Below are 21,039 nucleotides of genomic sequence, written 5' to 3'. Positions count from 1 at the left end.
GGCAGGCTGAGGCGGACGGCGGAGAGCAAGGCGGCGGGCGGGCGGCGCGGACAGCAGGGCGGGCGGCGGGGGCCACGGCGTAGGGGGGAAGGCCCCCGCCTCCCGGTCTGTCAGGAGCCTGCCCGGACCTGCAACTCCTTGATCCCGTTCAGCCAGGCCGCGCGCAGCCGCCGCGGTTCGCCCGCGAGCGACAGGTCGGGCAGCTCGTCCGCGAGCGCGTTGAAGATCAGCTCGATCTCGTTGATCGCGAGCGACTTGCCGAGGCAGAAGTGCGGGCCTCCGCCGCCGAAGCCGAGGTGCGGGTTCGGGTCGCGCGTGATGTCGAAGACCTCGGGGTTCTCGAAGACCTCGGGGTCGTGGTTGGCGGAGGAGTAGAAGAGCCCGACGCGGTCGCCCCGCCGGATCTTCTGGCCGCCGATCTCGGTGTCCTGCGTGGCCGTCCGCTGGAAGGAGACCACCGGTGTCGCCCAGCGCACGATCTCCTCGGCGGCGGTCGCCGGCCGCTCCCGCTTGTAGAGCTCCCACTCCTCGGGGTTGGTGAGGAAAGCGTGCATGCCGTGGCTGATGGCGTTGCGCGTGGTCTCGTTCCCGGCCACCGCGAGCAGCAGTACGAAGAAGCCGAACTCGTCGGAGGAGAGGTTGCCCTGGCCCTCGGCGGCGACGAGCTGGGTCACGATGTCCTTGGCCGGGCACTCCTTGCGCTCGGCGGCCAGGTTCATCGAGTAGCCGATGAGCTCCATGGCGGCCTCGGCGCCGATCTCCTCCGTGATGGCGTACTCGGGATCGTCGTACGCGACCATCTTGTTGGACCAGTCGAAGATCCGGGCGCGGTCCTCCTGCGGTACGCCGATGAGTTCGGCGATCGCCTGGAGCGGCAGCTCGACGGCGACCTGGGTGACGAAGTCGAACGAGCCGTCGGCGGCGGCGTTCCGCTTCGCCTCCTCGACGATCGCGCGGGCGCGGGCGCGCAGGGCGGACTCCAGGCTCCGGATCGCGCGGGGCGTGAAACCGCGCTGGACGATCTGGCGGACCCGGGTGTGCTCGGGCGGGTCCATGTTGAGCATGATCAGCTTCTGGACCTCGATCTGGTCCTTGGTGATGTGCTCGTTGAAGCGGATGACGGCCGTGTTCTCGGTGGAGGAGAACAACTCGGGGTGCGTGGAGACGTACTTGACGTCCGCGTGCCGGGTGACGGCCCAGTACCCCTCGTCGTCGAAGCCGGTGATGCCGCGCGGCTGGGGGCACCACCAGACGGGGGCGGTCTGCCGCAGTTGGGCGAACTCCGGGAAGGGTATGCGGCTCTGGAGCAGATCGGGGTCGGTGGCGTCGAACCCTTCGGGGAGGTGAGGGCAGCGCATCGGCAACACACTCCTGACGGTCCATCAGATGGTGCCCGCAAGGTAGTAACGGGTTCTACAAGTCGCAAGGGATGTGGCCCGAACTGTTGCCGGAACCCTCGCCGGAACGGTTGCGCGCGACCGGAGCGCGTGCTCGGGGCGCGTGGCCGGGCGTGCGCGGGGTGTGTGCGGGTGTGTGCCCAACGCGTGCACAACCCTTGCGTACCGGCGGTAGCAGTCATAAGACTTCACTCAGAACTAGAACGCGTACTAGTTCCCCGTACCGCCCCCGTCGCGGAGTGCCGGGACACCCGCCCGGGCGAGAGAGGACGAGCTCATGGCCGCGGAACCCGTCATCGTCGAAGCAGTACGCACCCCCATCGGCAAGCGCGGAGGCGCGCTCGCCAACCTCCATCCCGCCTACCTCCTCGGCGAGACCTACCGTGAACTCCTCGGCCGGACCGGCATCAAGGCCGACTGCGTCGAGCAGATCGTCGGCGGTACGGTCACCCACGCCGGCGAGCAGTCCATGAACCCCGCGCGCAACGCCTGGCTCACCATGGGCCTGCCCTACGAGACCGCCGCCACCACCGTCGACTGTCAGTGCGGCTCGTCGCAGCAGGCCAGTCACATGGTCGCCAACATGATCTCCTCGGGCGTCATCGACATCGGCATCAGCTGCGGAGTGGAGGCCATGTCGCGGGTTCCGCTGGGCTCCGGTTCCAAGCACGGGCCCGGAAAGCCCTGGCCGGACGAGTGGAACGTCGACCTGCCCAACCAGTTCGAGGCCGCCGAGCGCATCGCGCGGCGCCGCGGCCTGACCCGCGAACGGGTCGACTCCCTCGGGCTGCTCTCCCAGGAGCGGGCCGCCATCGCCTGGTCCGAGGAGCGGTTCAAGCGCGAGACGTTCGCCGTCCAGGTCCCGACGACCGAGGAGGAGCAGGCCGCCGGGCAGGGCATGTGGCGGCTGGTCGACCGTGACGAGGGGCTCCGCGACACCAGCATGGAGGCGCTCGGCCGTCTCAAGCCGGTCATGCCGACCGCCGTCCACACCGCGGGGAACTCCTCGCAGATCTCCGACGGCGCGTGCGCGCTGATGTGGTCGTCCAAGCGGATGGCCCGCGCGCTCGGCCTCAAGCCGCGTGCCCGGATCGTCGCCCAGGCCCTTGTCGGCTCCGACCCGCACTTCCATCTCGACGGCCCGATCGACGCGACCCGCGCGGTGCTCGGCAAGGCCGGGATGTCGCTGAAGGACATCGACCTGGTCGAGATCAACGAGGCGTTCGCCTCCGTGGTGCTCAGCTGGGCGCAGGAGTTCGAGGGGGACCTCGACGGGCTCGTCAAGGTCAACGTCAACGGCGGCGCCATCGCCCTCGGCCACCCGGTGGGGGCGACCGGGGCCCGCCTGATCACGACCGCGCTGCACGAGCTGGAGCGTTCGGACAAGGAGTTCGCGCTGATCACCATGTGCGCGGGTGGGGCGCTGGCGACGGGGACGATCATCCAGCGGCTCTGAGGCCGTCCGGGAGTCGGAATGCCTCGGAAACGCGGCAGGCCCCGCTCCTCCGTGTGGAGGTGCGGGGCCTTGCGGGTGGCGCTGCGGCGTGTGGGCCGGCTGGGAGTCGGCGGGTGACTCTTAGTACCAGCCGTTGGCCTGCCAGAAGGCCCAGGCGGCGTTGGGGGAGCCGTAGCGCTCGTTCATGTAGTTGAGGCCCCACTTGATCTGGGTGGCGGGGTTGGTCTTCCAGTCGGAGCCGGCCGAGGACATCTTGGAGGCCGGGAGGGCCTGGACCAGGCCGTAGGCGCCGCTGGAGGAGTTGGTGGCGGAGGGGTTCCAGCCGGACTCGTGGGTCACGATCTTGCTGAACGACGCGAACTGCGAAGCCGGCACGATCTGCTTGGCGATCGCCTTGGCGTCACTGGGAGCGGCCGAGGCCGACGCCGTCGTGCCGAGCACCGCACCCGAGGCGCCCAGCAGCACGGCTGCGGAGACGGCGAGGGTCTTCTTGCGGGACGAGACACGAGTGGAGAGCGAGCGGAACACGAAGCGACCTAACGTCGGGGACAAGGGCCGCGCCGGGCGATTTCGGCAAGACGGAACCAGAGCCCGGGAAGCCCGGAGACTGGGGGGAATCCGCCCGACCGAGGAGCTGCGCTGGAGCGCTGCTGCCTGGCGACGTCCACCAGACAAGCAGGGCTGAACGGGCGACGCAACGACCCCCGGTACGAAGCGGAGTCGGACCCCCCGTGAAGGTCCGGTGGCGGGGGATGTGACGTTTTCGCAGGTGAGCGGCTGCTATGGAGGGATTTGGGAGGGTCTGGCCCCTCTCCTATTCCACGTCGTACGTGACCTAGGTCCTGTGGGGCGCCTCACCCCGCAGGGCCCCATCCGGCCCCTCGAATGTGACCTGGGCCTCGAAGTTGGCGCGCCGCGTGGCCCGCCGCAGCGCCTTCAGGAGCGTCCCGCCGACGGTCAGCGTAAGCACGACGGTGAGCGTCGCCCGGCCGAGGTCCCAGCCGAGGGAGGTGGCGAGGACGTACGCGAGGAAACGCACCAGGTTCTCGTTCACCGGGTCCCCGGGCTGGAAGGAGACTCCCGTACCGAGCCCGCCGACGGTGACCCAGCCATAGAGATTGGTGACGGTGCCGTACGCGAACGCCGCCACGAAGCCGTACGCCGACAGCATCAGCAGCTCGCCCCGGCCCCGGATCCCGCGCTCGGCCGCGCCCGGCAGCAGACCCGCGCCCATGGTGAACCAGCCCATGGCCAGCATCTGGACCGGCATCCACGGCCCCACCCCACCCGTGAGCAGGGCGGACGCGAACATCGTGACGGCCCCGAGCACGAAGCCGAAGCCCGGCCCGAGGACCCGGCCGCTCAGCACCATCAGGAAGAACATCGGTTCCAGGCCGGCCGTCCCCGCCCCCAGCGGCCGCAGCGCCGCGCCCACGGCCGCGAGCACGCCCAGCATCGCGACGGCCTTCGCGTCCATGCCGGAGTCGGCGATCGTCGCGACCACGACCGCGATGAGGAGCGGCAGGAGGGCGGCGAAGAACCAGGGCGCGTCGGCGGCGTGCGTGGTGACCGCGGAGTCACTGTCGGCGAACAGGGGCCAGCCGACGGCGATCAGCCCGACGACGGAGACCAGGACGAGCGCGGCGACGGAACGCGCGCCGAGCCGGACGGGACGCGGGCGGCTCGGCCGGCTCGGCCGGCGGTCAGGGAGCCCGGCGGTCACAGGGCCTCCCTGACCTGCTCGACCGTGAGCCAGGGCTGCGGGGCGAGGATCTTGGCGACCTGCGGGGAGAAGGCGGGGGAGGAGACGACGACCTCGGCCGTCGGGCCGTCCGCGACGACCTCGCCGCCCGCCAGGATCACCACGCGGTGCGCCAGCTCGGCGGCCAGCTCCACGTCGTGCGTGGCCAGCACGATCGCGTGACCGGCGGCGGCGAGCGCCCGGAGATGGGCGACGAGACGGGCCTTGGCGGCGTAGTCGAGGCCGCGGGTCGGCTCGTCGAGGAGGAGGAGCGGGGGGCGGCCGGTGAGGACGACGGCGAGCGCGAGGGCGAGCCGCTGGCCCTCGGAGAGGTCCCGGGGGTGGGTGTCGTCCGCGACGCCCGGCAGCAGCTCCGAGACCAGGGCCCGGCAGGTCCCGGGGGTGGCGTCGGCGTCCGCGTCGGCCGCGGAGCACTCGGCGCCGACCGTGTCCGCGTACAGCAGGTCACGCGGCTCCTGCGGAACGAGGCCGACGTGGCGGATCAGCTCGCGGGGGTCGGCGCGGTGCGGGACGCGACCGGCGACGAGAGCGGTGCCGGAGGTGGGCTCGACGATGCCGACGAGCGCGCTGAGCAGGGTGGACTTGCCGGCGCCGTTGCGCCCCATGAGCGCGACGGTCTCGCCCGCGTCCACCTGCAGGTCCACCCGCCGGAGCGCCTCGACGCGCCCGCGACGGACGCCGAGAGCGCGGACGTCGATGAGGGGGGCGTTGGGGGATGGGGTGGTGTCGGTGGTGGCCCGGGTGCGGCGCCGGAACAGGGAGATTCCCCCACCCCGCCCCTTCCCGAAACCCCGCCGGGGGCTGGTGGGGGGCTGATCACCGGGGGCTGCCGCCCCCGGGGCCTGCTGCGCGGCAGCTTCGCGCCGGGCGGTGGGAGTGTCCGTCTCCGGGCCCTGCTGTGCGCCCTGATCGCGCTGCCGGCTGGAGGTGTCCGGGCCATGCTGGACAGCGGCTTCGACCCGCTGGGCGGGGGCTGCCGTCTCGGTCGGTTCGGCCGGTGTGTTCAGCCCGTCCGGCGTTTGAGGACCGGGGGTCCGGGGGCGGAGCCCCCGGTCACGGGAAGGGGCGGGGTGGGGGAGAAGCCCCGCAGGGGCCGTCCCCGCAGCGCCCGCCTCCGGCACCCGCCCTTCCAGCCGGGACCGTAGGCCGGAGGCCATGCGGCGGGCGTCACGGACCGTCAACGGGAGCGGGCTCCAGCCCGCCAGGCGGCCGAGCGACACCACCGGCGGGTGGATCGGCGAGATCGCCATGATCTCGGCGGGCGGCCCCATGACCCCGTCCGGCAGCAGCAGCACCTGGTCCGCGTACTGCACCACCCGCTCCAGGCGGTGCTCCGCCATCAGGACCGTCGTGCCGAGGTCGTGGACCAGGCGCTGCAGCACCGCGAGGACGTCCTCCGCCGCCGCCGGGTCGAGCGCCGACGTCGGCTCGTCCAGGACGAGGACCCGGGGGTGGGGGGTCAGCACCGAGCCGATCGCCACCCGCTGCTGCTGCCCGCCGGAGAGCGTGGCGATCGGCCGGTCGCGCAGCTCCGCGAGGCCGAGGAGGTCCAGGGTCTCCTCGACCCGCCGCCGCATCACGGCGGGCGCGAGGCCCAGGGACTCCATCCCGTACGCCAGCTCGTCCTCGACGGTGTCCGTCACGAAGTGCGCGAGCGGGTCCTGACCGACCGTGCCGACCACGTCCGCGAGCTCCCGCGGCTTGTGCGTGCGGGTGTCCCGCCCGGCGACCGTGACCCGGCCGGTCAGCGTGCCGCCGGTGAAGTGCGGGACCAGGCCCGACACCGCGCCGAGCAGCGTCGACTTGCCGACACCCGAAGGGCCGACGAGCAGGACCAGTTCACCCTCGGGGATCGTCAGGTCGATGCCCTGGAGCGTGGGCGCGGCCTCGTCCCCGTACCGCACCGAGACGTTCTCGAACCGGATCACGACGACGACTCCTTCGACACGGACACGGACACGGACGCGGACACGGACGCGGATGCGGACGCAGATACGGATGCGGACGCCGGTACCGGGGCCACCCACGCCGGCACCAGGCCCACAAGCAGCGAGAGCGCCGGCCAGACCGGCAGCTCGGGCGCCTCCAGCGGTACGACGCCCGGGTGCAGCGCGTCGTACGCGTACACGTTCGCCCAGATCATCAGCGCCGCCACCGCCACGCCCGAACCGGCCACCAGCCAGGCGCGCACGCCCCACCGGTCCGGCCGGTACCGGGTCCGTGCCGCCCGCAGGCCGCCGAGCCGGAGCCCCGCCATGGCCGCGACAAGGCCCGCGACGACCAGCGGCAGCCCGTAGCCCGCGCCCTCCGCCGCCAGCAGCCCGTACGAACCCGCGCACACGCCGAGCAGTCCGCCAAGGGTCAGCAGGTTCGTCGTCCGGCGCACGGACGCCGGTACCTGCGCCGTACGCCCGTACCCCCGCGCGTCCATCGACGCCGCCACCGCGATCGAGCGCTCCAGCGCGCCCTCCAGGACCGGCAGCCCGATCTGGAGCACCGCCCGCACCCCGCCCGTCGGCCGCCCGCGCAGCCGCCGGGCGGTCCGCAGCCGGACCACGTCGGCCACCATGTTCGGCGCGAAGGTCATCGCCACGACGACGGCGACGCCCACCTCGTACAGCGCGCCCGGCAGCGACTTGAGCAGCCGCGCCGGGTTCGCGAGCGCGTTCGCCGCGCCCACGCAGATCAGCAGGGTCGCCAGCTTGGCCCCGTCGTAGAGGGCGAAGACCACCTGCTCCGCCGTGACCCGGCCGCCGATCCGCACGCCCTGCGCCCACTCCGGCATCGGCACCTCGGGCAGCGTGAACAGCTCCACGGTCCCCGGGATCGCCGAGCCGAGCAGCACCGAGAACACCACCCGCAGGGCCACCACGAACAGGCCCAGCTTCACGAACGCCCCGTACGAACGCGCCCACGGGGCGTCGGTACGCCGGGCCGCCACGACATAGCCCGCGACGGCGACGATCAGACCGAGGAGCAGCGGGTTGGTGGTACGGGAGGCGGCGACGGCCAGGCCGAGCGCCCAGATCCACCAGGCGCCCGCGTGCAGCGCGTTGGACCGGCTCGCCTCGGGGGCACGGATCATGCGCGGCTCATGCGCGGCGGCGCGCCTTCCAGAGCGCGGCGCCCCCGAGCACGGCCACGGCGGCCCCGCCCACCAGGATCCCGACGGACGGCCCGTCGCCGCCCCCGTCGCCGTCAGCCTGGGGAGAGGCCGATGCGGTGGCTCCGGCGGTGGGCTTTGCCGTCGCCACCTGCTCGCCACAGCCCTTCGCCGGGTACCCGGCGATCCCGCACAGCAGCGCCGCGCTGTCGTACCGCAGCGGCTTCGCCACCGCGGCCAGCGCCTCCGCGCTCGTCGCGTCGGTACGGACCTGCGCGCAGCCGGTCTTCAGCGGCGGCGCGGGCGGGGTCTCGCCCTGCGGGGCGTCCTCGGCGGTGCCGAAGTCGATCACGACGGCCACCCGCTTCGTCCCGGACTTCTCGGCCGTACCGCCGCAGATCCCCGCGAAGTCGGGACCTGCCGTGGGCCGGGCGGCGTCGGCGGCGTCCTCGCTGACCGCGAAGCGGAAGCCGATCGCGTCGCCGTCGGAAGGCCGGGCGGTCGCCGGGCCCTGCGTGGCGTACGCCCAGTTCGCGCCGCCGTCGCTCTCCCAGTACGACCAGTAGCGGTAGCCGGCGGCCTCGGCGGGGGCGGCGGCGGCCAGCGTCAGGAGGACGCCGGCGCCGACACCGGCGGCCGCCGCTCCGCGCAGCCGTGGCAGCCGTGGCAGCCGGGTCGTCACTTCTTGCGCCCGCTCAGCAGGAAGCCGATCCCGATGCCGACGACCGCGCCGATGCCGATGATCCACCACAGGTTCGAGGAGCCGGAGCCGTCCTCGTCGCTCGCCTCCGCCGCGGCGGTCGGCGAGGCCTTCGGCGCCGGACCGGTGGCGGCCAGCTCCTTCAGGAGGTCGGTCGAGCCGAACGCCTTCGGGTCGACGTGCATGGCCGTCGCGGCCAGGGTCAGCTGCGCGTACGCGGCCGGGCCGTTCTCCTTCGCCCAGGCGGCGGAGTTCTCCTGGAGCCAGGTCAGCGCGCCGGTCGCCTCCTTCGTGGCACCGGCGGCGGCGAGCGCGACGACGGCGTCGGCGGTGTTGCCGAAGTCGGGCTGCTCGGTCGGGTCCGTCGCGCCGGGCATCGGCGGGGTGTTCAGGTGCCCGGTCTTCGCGAGCGCGGCGGCCAGGTAGGAGGCGCCGTTGAGCGCGGCCCGGTCGATCGTGGGCTTGGCCTCGGCGGTGCAGGTCGGCGTCTGCTGCGGCTCCACGCCGCGCGCGGTGATGCCCTTGCCGAGCCCCGCGAGGGTGGCGGCGGCGGTCGCGTCGGCGTTCGCGAGCAGTTTGCCGTCCTTGTCGGGCTGGTACGCGAAGGCGCCCGCGCCGTCCTTGGTGGAGCAGGGGAGGGAGAGCGCGAGCAGGGCGTCGTACGCGGTCCTGCCGTCCGCGGACTTCACCTCGCCGGGCTTCTGGCCGAGCGCGGTGAGCGCGCTGACGACGATCGAGGTGGAGTTGGCGTCGCTGGGGCCGCCCGGGTTGTAGCCCCAGCCGCCGTCCTTGTTCTGCACGCTCTTCAGCCAGCTCGCCCCGGCCTCCGCGGTCGCGGCCAGCGGCTTCGGGTCGGTGCTCTTCGCCTTGAGACCGGTGAACGCCTGCACGGCGACGGCGGTCGCGTTGGTGTCCAGCATGGTCGTCGCGTCACAGGGCTTGGCCGGGTCCGCGCGGAAGGAGGAGAAGGCGCCGTTGGCGCACTGCTGCTTCGTCAGCCAGGCCACGGCCTCGTCGGCGGGCTGGACGCCGTTGGTCGTCTGGGCGATGAACGCGAGGGACTGCCGCCACACCCCGTCGTACGTCGGGTCCTTCGTGCCGTAGAGACCGGCCGGGACCGTGGGCGGCGCGGGGGTCGCGGAGGGGGAGGGCGCGGCGGTCGCGACGGGGGCCAGGCCGGCGCAGAGTACTGCTGCGGCTGCGAAGGCGGCGGCGCCGCGGCGGACGGTGGTCATGCGTGTGGTGGCCTCTCCTGCGGCCGGGCACCGGCACGCTTGGGGCACCAGGCTCGGCTCCGTATTCCTCGACGGCGCCGGCGGTCACGTCCCGGACGGGGCATTCCGACTTCCGGCCTTCCGGGGGCTCCCGGGGGACGGTCACGGTTGCGGGTCAGCGCCGGATTCGCACCGGCTTCCCCCCGTACGGGTGTGAGGACGACGCGCCCACTCTACCGGCCCGTAGCCGACCCGTCCGGGTGGGTGCGAGCGGCCCCGGCGGGCTTCACCCATCGGCTGCCGGGGGGCGGGCCCGCTGTGCCATGCTGGCCGCTGTTCGCGAGGACGGCGTCTCACGGGGGTGCGGAATGCGGCCGTTGACCGAGACCGATCCGCGTCGGGTGGGCGCGTACCGGTTGCTCTACCGCCTGGGGGAGGGCGGCATGGGCTGCGTCTATCTCGGCCGCTCGCCGGGTGGGCGGACGGTCGCGCTGAAGGTGGTGCACGGCACGCTGGCCGGTGACCCCGGCTTCCGGCGGCGGTTCGCCCGCGAGGTCAGGGCGGCCCAGTCCTTACGGGGCGCGGGGACCGTACCCGTACTGGACGCGGACCCCGAGGCGGCCGTGCCCTGGCTGGCCACGGCGTACGTTCCGGGGCCCGCGCTCTCCGAGGCCGTGATCGCCCACGGGCCGCTGCCCCAGGAGGCCCTGTGGCGGCTGTTCTCCGGGCTCGCGCACGCGCTCGACGGGGTGCACGCGGCGGGTCTGGTGCACCGGGACGTCAAACCGTCCAACGTGCTGCTCGCGCAGTCGGGGCCGTTGCTCATCGACTTCGGCATCGCGCGCTCGGCCGACGAGACGGCGCTGACCGGGACCGGTCTCGTGGTCGGCTCGCCCGGCTACATGTCGCCCGAGCAGGCGGAGGGCAAGGAGATCACCTCGGCCGCGGACGTCTTCTCGCTCGGCGCGGTCCTGGCCTTCGCGGCCACCGGGCGCGGGCCGTTCGGCGGCGGCTCGGTGGCCGAACTGCTCTACCGGCTCGTGCACCACGAGCCGGACCTCGCCGGGGTCGGCGGTCGCTTCGGCGAGCTGGCGCGGGCCTGCCTCGCCAAGCGGCCCGGGGACCGCCCGGCGGTCGCCGAACTGGCCGCCGCCGCCGACGAGCACGCGGCGCCCCACGGCCCCTGGCTGCCGGCGCCGGTCGTCGCGGCGATCGCCCAGAAGGCGGAGGAGCTGCTCAACGCGGAGGCGGAGGAGGACTCCTGGGCGGTGGCGGAGCCCGTCGCCACGGCCCCGTCGGAGCGCGTCACGACCGCCCTGCCCACGCCTGCCCCGCAGCCCACCGCGGTCCTCCCGGAGCCGAAGCCGGCCCGGGTGTCGCCCGGACCCGGACCCGGACCGAGGGCGGCCGTGCCGCGCGCCAGGGCCGAGTCCAGGGCTCCGTCCGCCCGCGCGAGGGCGGTGGGCGCCCTGAGGGTCGGGCTCGGCAGACCGCTGTACGCGCTGTTCTTCCTGGTCCCGATGGTCGTCTTCCTCGTCGGCGGCGTCGATCTCATGGACCGCGCGATGCGGTACCCCTCTGTATCGGACCAGCAGCAGGGCCCCTTCCAGTGGGCGACGAACGACTGGTGGCGCGCCCCGGGGACGCTGCTCCTGTTCGCCGCCATGGTGGGGCTCCACCTCTACAGGCGGCGCCTGCTGAGCGTCCCGGCCGGCAGGGTCCGGCTGTGGACGGCGGGTGTCGGTCTCTTCTGGATCGCGCTGATCGCGATGACCGTCCTGCACGTCCTGTGGGTCATGTTCGTGGAGAACGCCACGGACATCGGCGGCGAGCACTGGCTGCTGTGGGTGGCCCTCCCGGTGATGATTCTCGGCGGCGGTACGGCTCCGCTGATCCTGGGGGCGTCGGTGATCAGGATCGCGAAGGCATGACGGTCCTCCCCCCGGTCACACCGCCACGTACGTCACCGGATCGGTACCCGCCACGGCCTCCGCGCGGCCCAGCTTCACGAGCCGGCGCACATGCGCCTCGGCCTCGCTGACCGCGATGTGCCGGGATCCGTACGGGATCTGCTCCCAGGGGCGGTTCCACTCCATGCGCTCGGCGAGCTGCCAGGGGGTGAGCGGGGTCGCGAGGAGGTCCAGGAGCCCGGTCAGCCGTTCCTCGTGGTGGTCGAGCAGCTCCCGTACCCGGCCGGACGCGTCGGCGAAGGCGTACTGGTGGGCGGGGAGCACCTCGGCGACGCCGAGCCGCCCGATCCGCTCCAGCGAGTCGAGGTAGTCGCCGAGGGGATCGGTCACGGTGGAGTCGTCCGGGTCCTCGTAGAGGCCGATGTGCGGGGAGATCCCGGGCAGCAGGTGGTCGCCGGAGAAGAGCCGGCCGTGCCCGGGGAGGTTGGCGGGGTGCTGCTCCTCCAGGTGCAGGCAGACGTGCCCCGGGGTGTGGCCGGGGGTCCAGATCGCGCGCAGGCGGCGCCCCGCGAGGTCGAGGAGTTCGCCGGGGACGATCTCGCGGTCGGGCAGGGCGGAGCGCAGTCCGGGCAGGGTGCTCGCGCGGCGGCCGGCGGCGCGGGCGGCGAGGAGCGGCGCGGTGTGGTCCTCGGGCGCGCCGACGGCGGTCAGTTTGCGGGCGAGGTAGTCGAGCCACGTGCCCGGCTCGGACTCGCGGGTGCGGCGGACGACGGCGGTGTCGGCGGCGTGCATCGCGATCCACGCCCCGGACGCCTCGCGGACCTGCCCCGACAGGCCGTGGTGGTCGGGGTGGTGGTGGGTGATGACGATCCCGTGCACGTCGCGTACGGAGGTTCCCAACGCGGTGAGCCCGTCGGTCAGTTCGGCCCAGGAGGCCGGATCGTCCCAGCCGGTGTCGATCAGCACGGGTCCCCGGTCGGTGTCGAGGACGTGGACGAGGGTGTGGCCGAGGGGGTTGTCCGGGATCGGGACCCGGATCGACCAGACGCCTCCGCCGTGTTCGGTCACCTGGCTCATGGGCCCTCATCTCTCCGCGACGGCACGGCGCTTGTTCGAACTCGGCCACCATAACGCGAACTGACGAAGCGTCAGAAGCCTCTCGGTCGGAAGCCTCTCGGTCGGAAGGCCCTCACTCGACGAGTGCGGCGACGGCGGCGCGCGTCCAGTGCCCGGCCGCGCCGGGAAGGGCGGCGAGATGGTCCGCGATCTCGCCGGCGCTCCACGCCCCCGAGGCGCGCAGGCCGGCCGCGAGATGCCGCAGGTAGGCCGCGGAGGGTGGGCGGAGGGCGACCTCCGCCATCCGCCAGGGTGCTGTGAAGGTGAGGACGGGAACGCCGTCGAGGACCCCTGGGCACACCACGGTCTCGTACCGTCCCGGCCCCGTCGCGACCCGCCCGCCGTCGAGCGCGCCGGTGAGGTCGAGGTCGGCTCCCGGCTCCCGGCGCATCTCCTGGGCGACGATGTCGGAGAACTGCTCGCGGGTGAGGAGATGCGCGACGGCCCAGGCGACACCGTCCGCGTCCGGGTCGTAGAACCCGCGGCCGCCCGTCCATACCGGGGACTCGGTCGCGAAGTACACCTGTCCGGGGAGGTGGACGGCGACCGAGCGCGTCGGGGGTGACGCGTCGCGGCACCCGGGGAACGAGCGCGCGGCGCCCGGCGGCCGGCCGCCGGCGAGGTAGCACCGCAGGCGGTCCGGGTTCATGTTGGAGCCGTAGGCCGCGTACCAGACGTGCCGCGGCGCCTCCGGGGCGGGCCACCGCGGCGGGGCGATGTCGAGGACCGGGGCCCGCGACGCGTCGGCTCCGCGACGGCCGTCCGGTGTCCGCTCGCCTTCCATGCCTCGCAACGTACCCCTGTCCGCGCGCGGGGGCGCGGCGACGGCACCCGGCAGCCCGGACCGCCCCAGAGTGCCCGCCTCCTCGGCATTGCCCGCGATAACTAGAACTGGTATCAGTTCTGATACACAGTCAGAAACATCGCGGGTTCCGGGAGGCAGTCGGTCATGACCGAGCTTGTGGAGCACGGAAAGCTGTACATCGGCGGCGAGTTGACCGAGCCGGCGGGCGGGGACGTCATCGAGGTGATCTCGCCGCACAGCGAGGAGGTCATCGGCCGCGTGCCGCACGCCTCCCGGGCCGACGTGGACCGGGCCGTCGCCGTCGCCCGCGAGGCGTTCGACCACGGGCCCTGGCCGCGGATGACCCTTGAGGAGCGCATCGGGATCGTCGGGCGGATCAAGGACGCCATCGCCGTACGCCACGAGGAGATCGCCCGGTCGATCAGCTCCCAGAACGGCTCCCCGTACTCCTGGAGCGTCCTCGCCCAGGCCCTCGGCGCCATGATGGTCTGGGACGCCGCGATCACCATCGCCCGTGAGTTCCCGTACGAGAGCAGGCGCGCCGGGGTCCTCGGGCCGATCATGGTGCGCCGCGAGCCCGTCGGCGTCGTCGCGGCGGTCGTGCCCTGGAACGTCCCGCAGTTCACCGCCGCCGCCAAGCTCGGACCCGCGCTGCTCGCCGGCTGCACGGTCGTCCTCAAGCCCTCGCCCGAATCCCCTCTGGACTCGTACATCCTGGCCGAGATCGCGACCGAGGCCGGGCTCCCCGAGGGCGTGCTGTCCATCCTGCCCGCCGACCGCGAGGTCAGCGAGTACCTCGTCGGGCACCCGGGCGTCGACAAGGTCTCCTTCACCGGCTCGGTCGCCGCGGGCAAGCGCGTGATGGAGGTCGCCTCCCGCAACCTCACCCGTGTCACCCTCGAACTCGGCGGCAAGTCCGCGGCCGTCATCCTCCCGGACGCCGACCTCGCCTCCACCGTCGCCGGGATCGTCCCGGCCGCCTGGATGAACAACGGCCAGGCCTGCGTGGCCCAGACCCGCATCCTCGCCCCGCGCAGCCGCTACGACGAGATCGCCGAGGCCTTCGCCGCCGCCGCGGGCGCCCTGGTGGTCGGCGACCCGCTCGACCCGGCCACCCAGGTCGGCCCGCTCGTCGCCCAGCGCCAGCGGCAGCGCTCCCTCGACTACATCAGGATCGGCCAGGACGAGGGCGCCAAGGTCCTCAGCGGCGGCGGCCGGCCCGCCGGCCTCGACCGCGGCTGGTACGTCGAGCCGACCCTCTTCGGAGCCGTCGACAACTCCATGCGCATCGCCCGCGAGGAGATCTTCGGTCCCGTCATCTGCCTCCTCCCGTACGGGGACGAGAGCGAGGCGCTCGCGATCGCCAACGACTCCGAGTTCGGGCTCAGCGGCAGTGTCTGGACCGGGGACGTCGAGCACGGCATCGACTTCGCCCGGAAGGTCCGTACGGGCACCTTCAACATCAACACCTTCAGTCTGGACATGCTCGGCCCGTTCGGCGGCTACAAGAACTCCGGCCTGGGGCGCGAGTTCGGCCCCGAGGGCTTCAGCGAGTACCTGGAGTACAAGATGGTCCACCTGCCGGCCGGGTACGAGGGGCCGGGTGGTGCGTGATGGGCGATCGCTGGCTCGTGGAGGTCGACCGGAGCGTGTGCATCGGCTCCGGGATGTGCGTCAACCACGCCCCGGACGGCTTCCGGCTCGACACGGCGCGCCAGTCCCACCCGCGCGAGCCGGAGGCCGACGCGAACGAGCGCGTCCTCGCGGCGGCCGAGGGCTGCCCGGTCGAGGCCATCCTGATCACCCTGCTCGACAGCGGGGAACCGGTCTTCCCACCCGAGGAGTGATATTCACGGGCCACCGCCCCGAGCGGCGTGTGACACTCCTGCGGCGTACGTACGACAGGGGTGGGGATCATGGCGAGGACGAGGCGGGCCGCTCGGGCGGCGGGCATGGCGGCGGGCAAGGCGGCGGGCGCGGTGCTGGCCGCGACGGTGCTCATGACCGGATGCGGGACCGGGACGGGGGAAGGGGCCGGGTCCGGCGCGCGGGCCGATGGCGGCACGCCCTTCGGGCGGACCGCCGCGCAGGCCGACATCGACGCGGCCACGGCCGCCGTCGGGCTGCCCTCCTCCGGGCGGCCGGAGGCGGAGGCGCCCACCACGTCCTCCGCCTCAGCCGTGCCCTCCGCCTCAGCCGTGCCCTCGGCCTCCTCCGTGTCCTCCGCCTCCTCCGTGCCCTCGGCCACACCGTCCACGGAGAAGGAACGGCTCAAGGCGCGGGCCCTGGCGTGTTCGGCGCAGTGGATGAGCATGGACCCCGAGCTGCGCGAAAGCGGCGACCCGCGGCAGAAGTTCCACGCGACCACCGCCGAACTGGTGGAGCGCGGTTGGAAGGTGACCGCGGAGCCGCGCGAGGAGAAGCTCGACGCGAAGGGCAGCACGGTCGGCGTCACGCTCAAGAAGAGCGGCTGGACCCTGATGGGACGTCATCACGACCTGGGATCGGTCGACATGCTGTCCTTCCAGGCATCCGAGGACGCCTGCATGAACGAGTTCAGCGAGCAGGACTGGGATCTGCTCGTGAATCAGGACTGACCGGCGGTCCGGCGGCCGGGCGCGGCGCCCGGGACTGTTCCCACGTGCAAAAATCTTCCCCTGATGACGGGGGCAACAGGCCCGCGTGCGCCCATGATTGGGAGAGTTGTGCGCAAGGCGAAGATGGTGGCCGTGGCCGCCGGTGTGGTGCTGCTGGTCGCGGGTTGCGGCAGCGAGGACAGCTCGGGCAAGAACAAGGGCGGCGGCTCGTCGGCCTCCTCCTCGGGCTCCACGACCGGCGGTTCCGAGGCGGGCGGCGGCGACAGCCCCACCGCGGCCGCGGTGGAGAAGGAGATCGAGGCCGCGGCCACGGCGGCGGGCTTCGTCCGGGACGCCTCGGGCGAGGACGTCCCCGCCGCGCTCAAGGAGTGCATGGTGTCGTGGACGCCCGACGCGAAGAAGGCCGCGGACCCGAAGAAGTCGTACGACGCGACGGTGGCGACGCTGACCGGTGGCGGCTGGACCCAGGGCCAGAAGGTCGAGCAGGCCGGTTCCACCGTCCAGACCCTGAACAAGGGCAACTGGTCGCTCAAGGCCAGCAACCACGGCGCGGCCGGCCTCGCCATGGTGATGTTCATCGGCTCGGACAACTCCGCGAAGTGCGAGGCGCTGTTCAAGGCCGACCTGGAGAAGGGCAAGACGCAGTAGTAGCGGCGCGCTCCCGCGCCGGTGCGTGCTTCGGTGCCCGCGCCCGTCCGCGCGCCCGCTCCGGGGTCCGCCTCCCCGGTCCCGTGGCCTCCCTAGGGGGTCACGGGACCGGTGGTCGCCGCCCCCTCGGGCATCGTCAGGTCGATCAGCCGGCAGACCGTCTCGATGTCGATCTTGACCTGGGCGATCGAGGCCCGGCCCGACAGCCAGGTGATCAGCGCCGAGTGCCAGGTGTGCTCGATCACCCGGACCGCCGACAGCTGCTGCGGCGTGGGGTGTTCGAGCCCCATCGAGTCCAGGATGATCGCCGTCGTGAGCCGCGAGACGGTGTCCACCTCCGGGCTCACGCTCCGGTCCGCGAACGTCAGCGCCCGCACCATCGCGTCCGCGAGCTGCGGCTCGCGCTGGAGCGCCCGGAACGCCCGCATCAGCGTCTCCGCGACCCGCTCGGCCGAGGTCTCGCCCGCGGGCGGCCGCTTCCGCAGCGTGGTGTGCATGTGCTGCAGCTGGTCCTGCATCGTCGCGACCAGCAGATGGATCTTGGAAGGGAAATAGCGGTACAGCGTGCCCAGGGCCACCCCGGCGGCCTCCGCCACCTCCCGCATCTGAACGGCGTCGAATCCGCCCCGCCCGGCGAGCTGCGCACTCGCGTGCAGGATGCGACGGCGACGGGCCTCCTGGCGTTCCGTCAGGGGCGGCGATGCGGGTCTGTCTTCCGCGGTCATGAAGTCCCGTTCCGTGCGGTGGGCGAGCGGCGGTGCGGCGGCCGGATCAACGGCGGCACCGCCGGAGTATGGCGGGGCTTCCGCCGTGGCGCGAATCACCTGATCCGGCTCTCGCTCCACAGCTACCTGCCGGTAGATTCTGTGCTCCTTGAACGATCAAGAACGATCAAGTCTGTAACTTGTTCTAGATTAGCGCGAGCGGTTACGCTCCCGCGAAACGCAAGCTCGAAGGGGGCCGCGAGTGACCGCTGAGGCCATAGAGGCAAACCCCCGACAGGGCGTCCCGGAGCACGGTGACATCCCCCAAGCTCTCGACTACGCTCGACCAGGGGGGACCCCCATGTTGCGGATCGCTCTCCTCACGTACAAGGGCAATCCGTTCTGCGGCGGTCAGGGCGTGTATGTCCGTCACCTCTCCCGTGAACTCGCCCGCCTCGGCCACCACGTCGAGGTCATCGGCTCCCAGCCGTACCCCACCCTCGACGAGGGCGTCCCGCTCACCGAGATCGCCAGCCTCGACCTCTACCGCTCCCCGGACCCGTTCCGCACGCCGAAGCGCGACGAGTACCGCGACTGGATCGACGCCGTCGAGGTCGCCACCATGTGGACCGGCGGATTCCCCGAGCCGCTCACCTTCTCGCTGCGGGCCCGGCGCATGCTCGCCGCCCGCCGCGGCGACTTCGACGTCGTCCACGACAACCAGACGCTCGGCTACGGACTCCTCGGCGGCCCCCGGGTGCTCGGCGCCCCGCTCGTCACCACGATCCACCACCCCATCACCGTCGACCGGCAGCTGGACCTCGACGCGGCGGGCGACGACTGGAAGCGCCGCCTCTCGGTCCGCCGCTGGTACGGCTTCACCCGGATGCAGAAGCGGGTCGCCCGGCGCCTGCCCTCCGTCCTCACCGTCTCCGGCTCCTCCGAGCAGGAGATCGTCGCCCACCTCGGCGTCCGCCCGGACCGTCTCCGGGTCGTCCACATCGGCGCCGACACCGACCTGTGGTCCCCCGACGCGTCCGTCCCCGAGGTCCCCGGCCGCATCGTCACCACCTCCAGCGCGGACGTCCCGCTCAAGGGGCTCGTCCACCTCGTCGAGGCCCTCGCCAAGCTCCGCACCGAGAACCCGGCCGCGCACCTGGTCGTCGTCGGCAAGCGTGCCGAGGACGGGCCGGTCGCCCAGGCCATCGAGCGGTACGGGCTCGAAGACGCCGTCGAGTTCGTCAAGGGGATCTCCGACCGCGAGCTCGTGGACCTCGTCCGCTCCGCCCAGGTCTCCTGCGTCCCGTCCCTGTACGAGGGGTTCTCGCTGCCGGCCGCCGAGGCCATGGCCACCGGGACCCCGCTCGTCGCCACCACCGGCGGCGCGATTCCCGAGGTCACCGGCCCCGACGGCGAGAGCTGCCTGGCCGTGCGCCCCGGCGACGCCGGCGCGCTCGCCGCCGCGCTCGGCCGGCTGCTCGGCGACCCGGAACTCCGCGCGCGCCTCGGCGCGGCGGGACGAGCCCGCGTCCTCGACCGCTTCACCTGGGCCAAGGCCGCCCAGGGCACGGCCGAGCTGTACCGGGAGGCGATCGCCGCCCAGGGGCGTCCCGTACGCCAAGGAGCCCGCCGGTGACCGTGCCCACCGCCACCGCCCCCGCGTACCGCCCCCACCCCCGCACCACCACCCCTCCGGAAGGGCAGACCTCGTGCTGACCGTCGACTTCACCCGCTTCCCGCTCGCCCCCGGCGACCGCGTGCTCGACCTGGGCTGCGGTGCGGGCCGGCACGCCTTCGAGTGCTACCGGCGCGGCGCCCAGGTCGTGGCCCTCGACCAGAACGGCGAGGAGATCCGCGAGGTCGCCAAGTGGTTCGCGGCGATGAAGGAGGCCGGCGAGGCCCCGGCCGGCGCCACCGCCACCGCGATGGAGGGCGACGCGCTCAACCTCCCTTTCCCCGACGAGTCCTTCGACGTCGTGATCATCTCCGAGGTCATGGAGCACATCCCGGACGACAAGGGCGTCCTCGCGGAGATGGTCCGGGTGCTCAAGCCCGGCGGCCGGATCGCCGTCACCGTCCCGCGCTACGGCCCCGAGAAGATCTGCTGGGCGCTCTCCGACGCCTACCACGAGGTCGAGGGCGGCCACATCCGCATCTACAAGGCGGACGAGCTGCTCGCCAAGATCCGCCAGGCCGGCCTCAAGCCGTACGGCACCCACCACGCGCACGCGCTGCACGCCCCGTACTGGTGGCTGAAGTGCGCCTTCGGCGTCGACAACGACAAGGCGCTGCCGGTCCGGGCGTACCACAAGCTCCTGGTCTGGGACATCATGAAGAAGCCCGCCCTGACCCGGGTCGCCGAGCAGCTGCTCAACCCGGTGGTCGGCAAGAGCTTCGTGGCCTACGCCACCAAGCCCCACCTGCCGAAGGCCGAGGCGTGACGAGCCCCGAGCAGATCGCGGAGCACCTGCTCCTCCCCGGGGTCCTCACCGCCGAACAGGCCGCCGAGACCGTCGCCGGGATCCTCGCCGTCCAGCGCGAGGACGGCGCGATCCCGTGGTTCCGCGGCCACCACCTCGATCCCTGGGACCACACCGAGGCCGCCATGGCCCTGGACACCGCCGGCGAGCACACGGCGGCGGCCCGGGCGTACGAGTGGCTGGCCCGGCACCAGAACGCCGACGGCTCCTGGTACGCGGCCTACCACGACGGCGACCCGGACGACGTCACCGACCGCGGTCGCGAGTCCAACTTCGTCGCGTACGTCGCCGTCGGCGTCTGGCACCACTACCTCGCCACCGGCGACGACGCCTTCCTCGACCGGATGTGGCCGGTCGTCTACGCGGCCGTCGAGTTCGTCCTCGCCCTCCAGCGGCCCGGCGGGCAGATCGGCTGGAAGCGGGAGGCCGACGGGCAGGCGGTCGAGGACGCGCTGCTCACCGGTAGCTCCTCCATCCACCAGGCGCTGCGCTGCGCGCTCGCCATCGCCGAGGCGCGCGAGGAGCCCCAGCCCGACTGGGAGCTGGCGACGGGCGCGCTCGGCCACGCGATCCGCAGCCACCCCGAGCGCTTCCTCGACAAGTCCCGCTACTCGATGGACTGGTACTACCCGGTCCTTGGCGGCGCCGTACGGGGCGCGGCGGCCACGGACCGGATCGACGCGCGGTGGGACGACTTCGTCGTCCCGGGCCTCGGCGTGCGGTGCGTGCTGCCCAACCCGTGGGTGACCGGCGGCGAGAGCTGCGAACTCGCCCTCGCCCTGTGGGCGATGGGCGAGTCCGACCGGGCCCTGGAGATCCTCCAGTCCATCCAGCACCTGCGCGCCGAGGGCGGCATGTACTGGACGGGGTACGTCTTCGAGGGCGAGGCGGCCGTGTGGCCCGAGGAGCTCACGACCTGGACGGCCGGCTCCCTGCTCCTCGCCGTCGCGGCGCTGGGCGGGGACGAGGCGACGGTGGCGGTCTTCGGCGGGGAGCGCCTGCCGAGCGGCCTGGAACCGGAGTGCTGCGGGGGCTAGTTGTGCTTCGTTACATCGGGTGATCTCGCCTGGTGGTGGGCATCTTTCGACTATGAGGCTTGGGGAGGTGGAACGGCTCCGGGGTGAGTTATCGGAGTTCGTTGCCGATG

General features: G+C 73.0%; 19 protein-coding genes and 1 riboswitch. Of the genes, 9 read left to right on the top strand and 10 right to left on the bottom strand.

The features are described from left to right. Positions 1 to 110: 110 nt before the first annotated feature. Positions 111 to 1,358 carry a cytochrome P450 gene (locus ACF09C_RS30300; RefSeq protein WP_392096106.1) on the bottom strand — a complete coding sequence of 416 codons (1,248 nt, stop codon included), beginning with the start codon at positions 1,356 to 1,358 and terminating at the stop codon, positions 111 to 113. Positions 1,359 to 1,674: 316 nt separating this feature from the next. Between ACF09C_RS30300 and ACF09C_RS30295 the strand changes: the two genes are divergently transcribed. Beyond that, on the top strand, positions 1,675 to 2,853 hold the full coding sequence (locus ACF09C_RS30295; protein ID WP_362422544.1) for a steroid 3-ketoacyl-CoA thiolase: 1,179 nt from the start codon (positions 1,675 to 1,677) through the stop codon (positions 2,851 to 2,853). Positions 2,854 to 2,973: 120 nt separating this feature from the next. Here the strand turns inward: ACF09C_RS30295 and ACF09C_RS30290 are convergent, their stop codons facing one another. The 6 genes from ACF09C_RS30290 to ACF09C_RS30265 all read right to left on the bottom strand — a co-directional run bounded on the left by ACF09C_RS30290 (position 2,974) and on the right by ACF09C_RS30265 (position 9,653). Next, positions 2,974 to 3,381, bottom strand: coding sequence for a transglycosylase SLT domain-containing protein (locus tag ACF09C_RS30290; protein ID WP_392095263.1), 408 nt, complete (start codon positions 3,379 to 3,381; stop codon positions 2,974 to 2,976). Between the two features lie 307 nt (positions 3,382 to 3,688). Then, a complete protein-coding gene (locus ACF09C_RS30285; RefSeq protein WP_392096104.1) occupies positions 3,689 to 4,576 on the bottom strand; it encodes an ECF transporter S component in 888 nt (295 codons plus the stop codon). Then, positions 4,573 to 6,543 (bottom strand): ABC transporter ATP-binding protein, encoded by a 1,971-nt coding sequence (locus tag ACF09C_RS30280; RefSeq protein ID WP_392096102.1) that lies wholly within the window; start codon positions 6,541 to 6,543, stop codon positions 4,573 to 4,575. Before ACF09C_RS30280 ends, ACF09C_RS30285 begins: the two co-directional genes overlap by 4 nt. Then, entirely contained in the window at positions 6,540 to 7,700 is a 1,161-nt protein-coding gene (locus ACF09C_RS30275) for an energy-coupling factor transporter transmembrane component T (protein WP_392096101.1), read from the bottom strand. Before ACF09C_RS30275 ends, ACF09C_RS30280 begins: the two co-directional genes overlap by 4 nt. A 7-nt stretch (positions 7,701 to 7,707) precedes the next feature. Then, entirely contained in the window at positions 7,708 to 8,400 is a 693-nt protein-coding gene (locus tag ACF09C_RS30270) for an SCO2322 family protein (RefSeq protein WP_392096099.1), read from the bottom strand. Next, complete coding sequence (locus ACF09C_RS30265) at positions 8,397 to 9,653, bottom strand: prenyltransferase/squalene oxidase repeat-containing protein (RefSeq protein WP_392096097.1); 1,257 nt, start codon at positions 9,651 to 9,653, stop codon at positions 8,397 to 8,399. Before ACF09C_RS30265 ends, ACF09C_RS30270 begins: the two co-directional genes overlap by 4 nt. A 98-nt stretch (positions 9,654 to 9,751) precedes the next feature. Further along, positions 9,752 to 9,835: riboswitch (cobalamin riboswitch) on the bottom strand. A gap of 165 nt (positions 9,836 to 10,000) precedes the next feature. On the opposite strand from ACF09C_RS30265, the gene ACF09C_RS30260 reads away from it, so the two are divergent. Beyond that, a complete protein-coding gene (locus tag ACF09C_RS30260) occupies positions 10,001 to 11,563 on the top strand; it encodes a protein kinase (protein ID WP_392096095.1) in 1,563 nt (520 codons plus the stop codon). 15 nt (positions 11,564 to 11,578) lie between these two features. On the opposite strand, the gene ACF09C_RS30255 is transcribed toward ACF09C_RS30260, so the two are convergent. Next, positions 11,579 to 12,619: an MBL fold metallo-hydrolase gene (locus ACF09C_RS30255; RefSeq protein WP_392096094.1), complete on the bottom strand. Its 1,041-nt coding sequence runs from the start codon at positions 12,617 to 12,619 to the stop codon at positions 11,579 to 11,581. A gap of 112 nt (positions 12,620 to 12,731) precedes the next feature. Next, a complete protein-coding gene (locus tag ACF09C_RS30250; protein ID WP_392096092.1) occupies positions 12,732 to 13,442 on the bottom strand; it encodes a histone deacetylase in 711 nt (236 codons plus the stop codon). A 165-nt stretch (positions 13,443 to 13,607) separates the two neighbouring features. Between ACF09C_RS30250 and ACF09C_RS30245 the strand changes: the two genes are divergently transcribed. The 4 genes from ACF09C_RS30245 (at position 13,608) to ACF09C_RS30230 (ending at position 16,708) form a co-directional block, all read left to right on the top strand. Next, positions 13,608 to 15,077 carry an aldehyde dehydrogenase gene (locus tag ACF09C_RS30245; protein ID WP_392096090.1) on the top strand — a complete coding sequence of 490 codons (1,470 nt, stop codon included), beginning with the start codon at positions 13,608 to 13,610 and terminating at the stop codon, positions 15,075 to 15,077. Beyond that, positions 15,077 to 15,310, top strand: coding sequence for a ferredoxin (locus ACF09C_RS30240; protein WP_392096088.1), 234 nt, complete (start codon positions 15,077 to 15,079; stop codon positions 15,308 to 15,310). The genes ACF09C_RS30245 and ACF09C_RS30240 overlap by 1 nt, the downstream gene beginning before the upstream one ends. A gap of 69 nt (positions 15,311 to 15,379) precedes the next feature. Continuing rightward, positions 15,380 to 16,060 carry a hypothetical protein gene (locus ACF09C_RS30235; protein ID WP_392096086.1) on the top strand — a complete coding sequence of 227 codons (681 nt, stop codon included), beginning with the start codon at positions 15,380 to 15,382 and terminating at the stop codon, positions 16,058 to 16,060. Between the two features lie 108 nt (positions 16,061 to 16,168). After that, a complete protein-coding gene (locus tag ACF09C_RS30230; protein ID WP_392096084.1) occupies positions 16,169 to 16,708 on the top strand; it encodes a hypothetical protein in 540 nt (179 codons plus the stop codon). A 92-nt stretch (positions 16,709 to 16,800) separates the two neighbouring features. Here ACF09C_RS30230 and ACF09C_RS30225 read toward each other — a convergent pair whose 3' ends face one another. Further along, complete coding sequence (locus tag ACF09C_RS30225) at positions 16,801 to 17,433, bottom strand: TetR family transcriptional regulator (protein ID WP_362420922.1); 633 nt, start codon at positions 17,431 to 17,433, stop codon at positions 16,801 to 16,803. 241 nt (positions 17,434 to 17,674) lie between these two features. Between ACF09C_RS30225 and ACF09C_RS30220 the strand changes: the two genes are divergently transcribed. From ACF09C_RS30220 to ACF09C_RS30210, 3 genes are all read left to right on the top strand, one after another. Continuing rightward, the gene (locus ACF09C_RS30220) at positions 17,675 to 19,048 is read left to right on the top strand and encodes a glycosyltransferase family 4 protein (RefSeq protein ID WP_392096082.1); all 1,374 of its coding nucleotides are present in this window, start codon (positions 17,675 to 17,677) and stop codon (positions 19,046 to 19,048) included. A 73-nt stretch (positions 19,049 to 19,121) separates the two neighbouring features. Further along, entirely contained in the window at positions 19,122 to 19,853 is a 732-nt protein-coding gene (locus tag ACF09C_RS30215; protein ID WP_392096080.1) for a class I SAM-dependent methyltransferase, read from the top strand. After that, complete coding sequence (locus ACF09C_RS30210; protein WP_392096079.1) at positions 19,850 to 20,929, top strand: prenyltransferase; 1,080 nt, start codon at positions 19,850 to 19,852, stop codon at positions 20,927 to 20,929. The genes ACF09C_RS30215 and ACF09C_RS30210 overlap by 4 nt, the downstream gene beginning before the upstream one ends. Positions 20,930 to 21,039 lie beyond the last annotated feature (110 nt).

This window comes from Streptomyces sp. NPDC014870, from assembly GCF_043081505.1.
In the GTDB taxonomy this organism is placed as follows: Bacteria; Actinomycetota; Actinomycetes; order Streptomycetales; family Streptomycetaceae; genus Streptomyces.
This window is presented reverse-complemented; position numbering and strand designations above follow the sequence as displayed.

What these genes read in the sequence shown, in the direction of transcription:
- ACF09C_RS30300 (WP_392096106.1), bottom strand. Translation starts at nt 1,358, where the DNA reads ATGCGCTGCCCTCACCTCCCCGAAGGGTTCGACGCCACCGACCCCGAT.
- ACF09C_RS30295 (WP_362422544.1), top strand. Translation starts at nt 1,675, where the DNA reads ATGGCCGCGGAACCCGTCATCGTCGAAGCAGTACGCACCCCCATCGGC.
- ACF09C_RS30275 (WP_392096101.1), bottom strand. Translation starts at nt 7,700, where the DNA reads ATGATCCGTGCCCCCGAGGCGAGCCGGTCCAACGCGCTGCACGCGGGC.
- ACF09C_RS30265 (WP_392096097.1), bottom strand. Translation starts at nt 9,653, where the DNA reads ATGACCACCGTCCGCCGCGGCGCCGCCGCCTTCGCAGCCGCAGCAGTA.
- ACF09C_RS30260 (WP_392096095.1), top strand. Translation starts at nt 10,001, where the DNA reads ATGCGGCCGTTGACCGAGACCGATCCGCGTCGGGTGGGCGCGTACCGG.
- ACF09C_RS30255 (WP_392096094.1), bottom strand. Translation starts at nt 12,619, where the DNA reads ATGAGCCAGGTGACCGAACACGGCGGAGGCGTCTGGTCGATCCGGGTC.
- ACF09C_RS30250 (WP_392096092.1), bottom strand. Translation starts at nt 13,442, where the DNA reads ATGGAAGGCGAGCGGACACCGGACGGCCGTCGCGGAGCCGACGCGTCG.
- ACF09C_RS30245 (WP_392096090.1), top strand. Translation starts at nt 13,608, where the DNA reads ATGACCGAGCTTGTGGAGCACGGAAAGCTGTACATCGGCGGCGAGTTG.
- ACF09C_RS30240 (WP_392096088.1), top strand. Translation starts at nt 15,077, where the DNA reads ATGGGCGATCGCTGGCTCGTGGAGGTCGACCGGAGCGTGTGCATCGGC.
- ACF09C_RS30235 (WP_392096086.1), top strand. Translation starts at nt 15,380, where the DNA reads ATGGCGAGGACGAGGCGGGCCGCTCGGGCGGCGGGCATGGCGGCGGGC.
- ACF09C_RS30225 (WP_362420922.1), bottom strand. Translation starts at nt 17,433, where the DNA reads ATGACCGCGGAAGACAGACCCGCATCGCCGCCCCTGACGGAACGCCAG.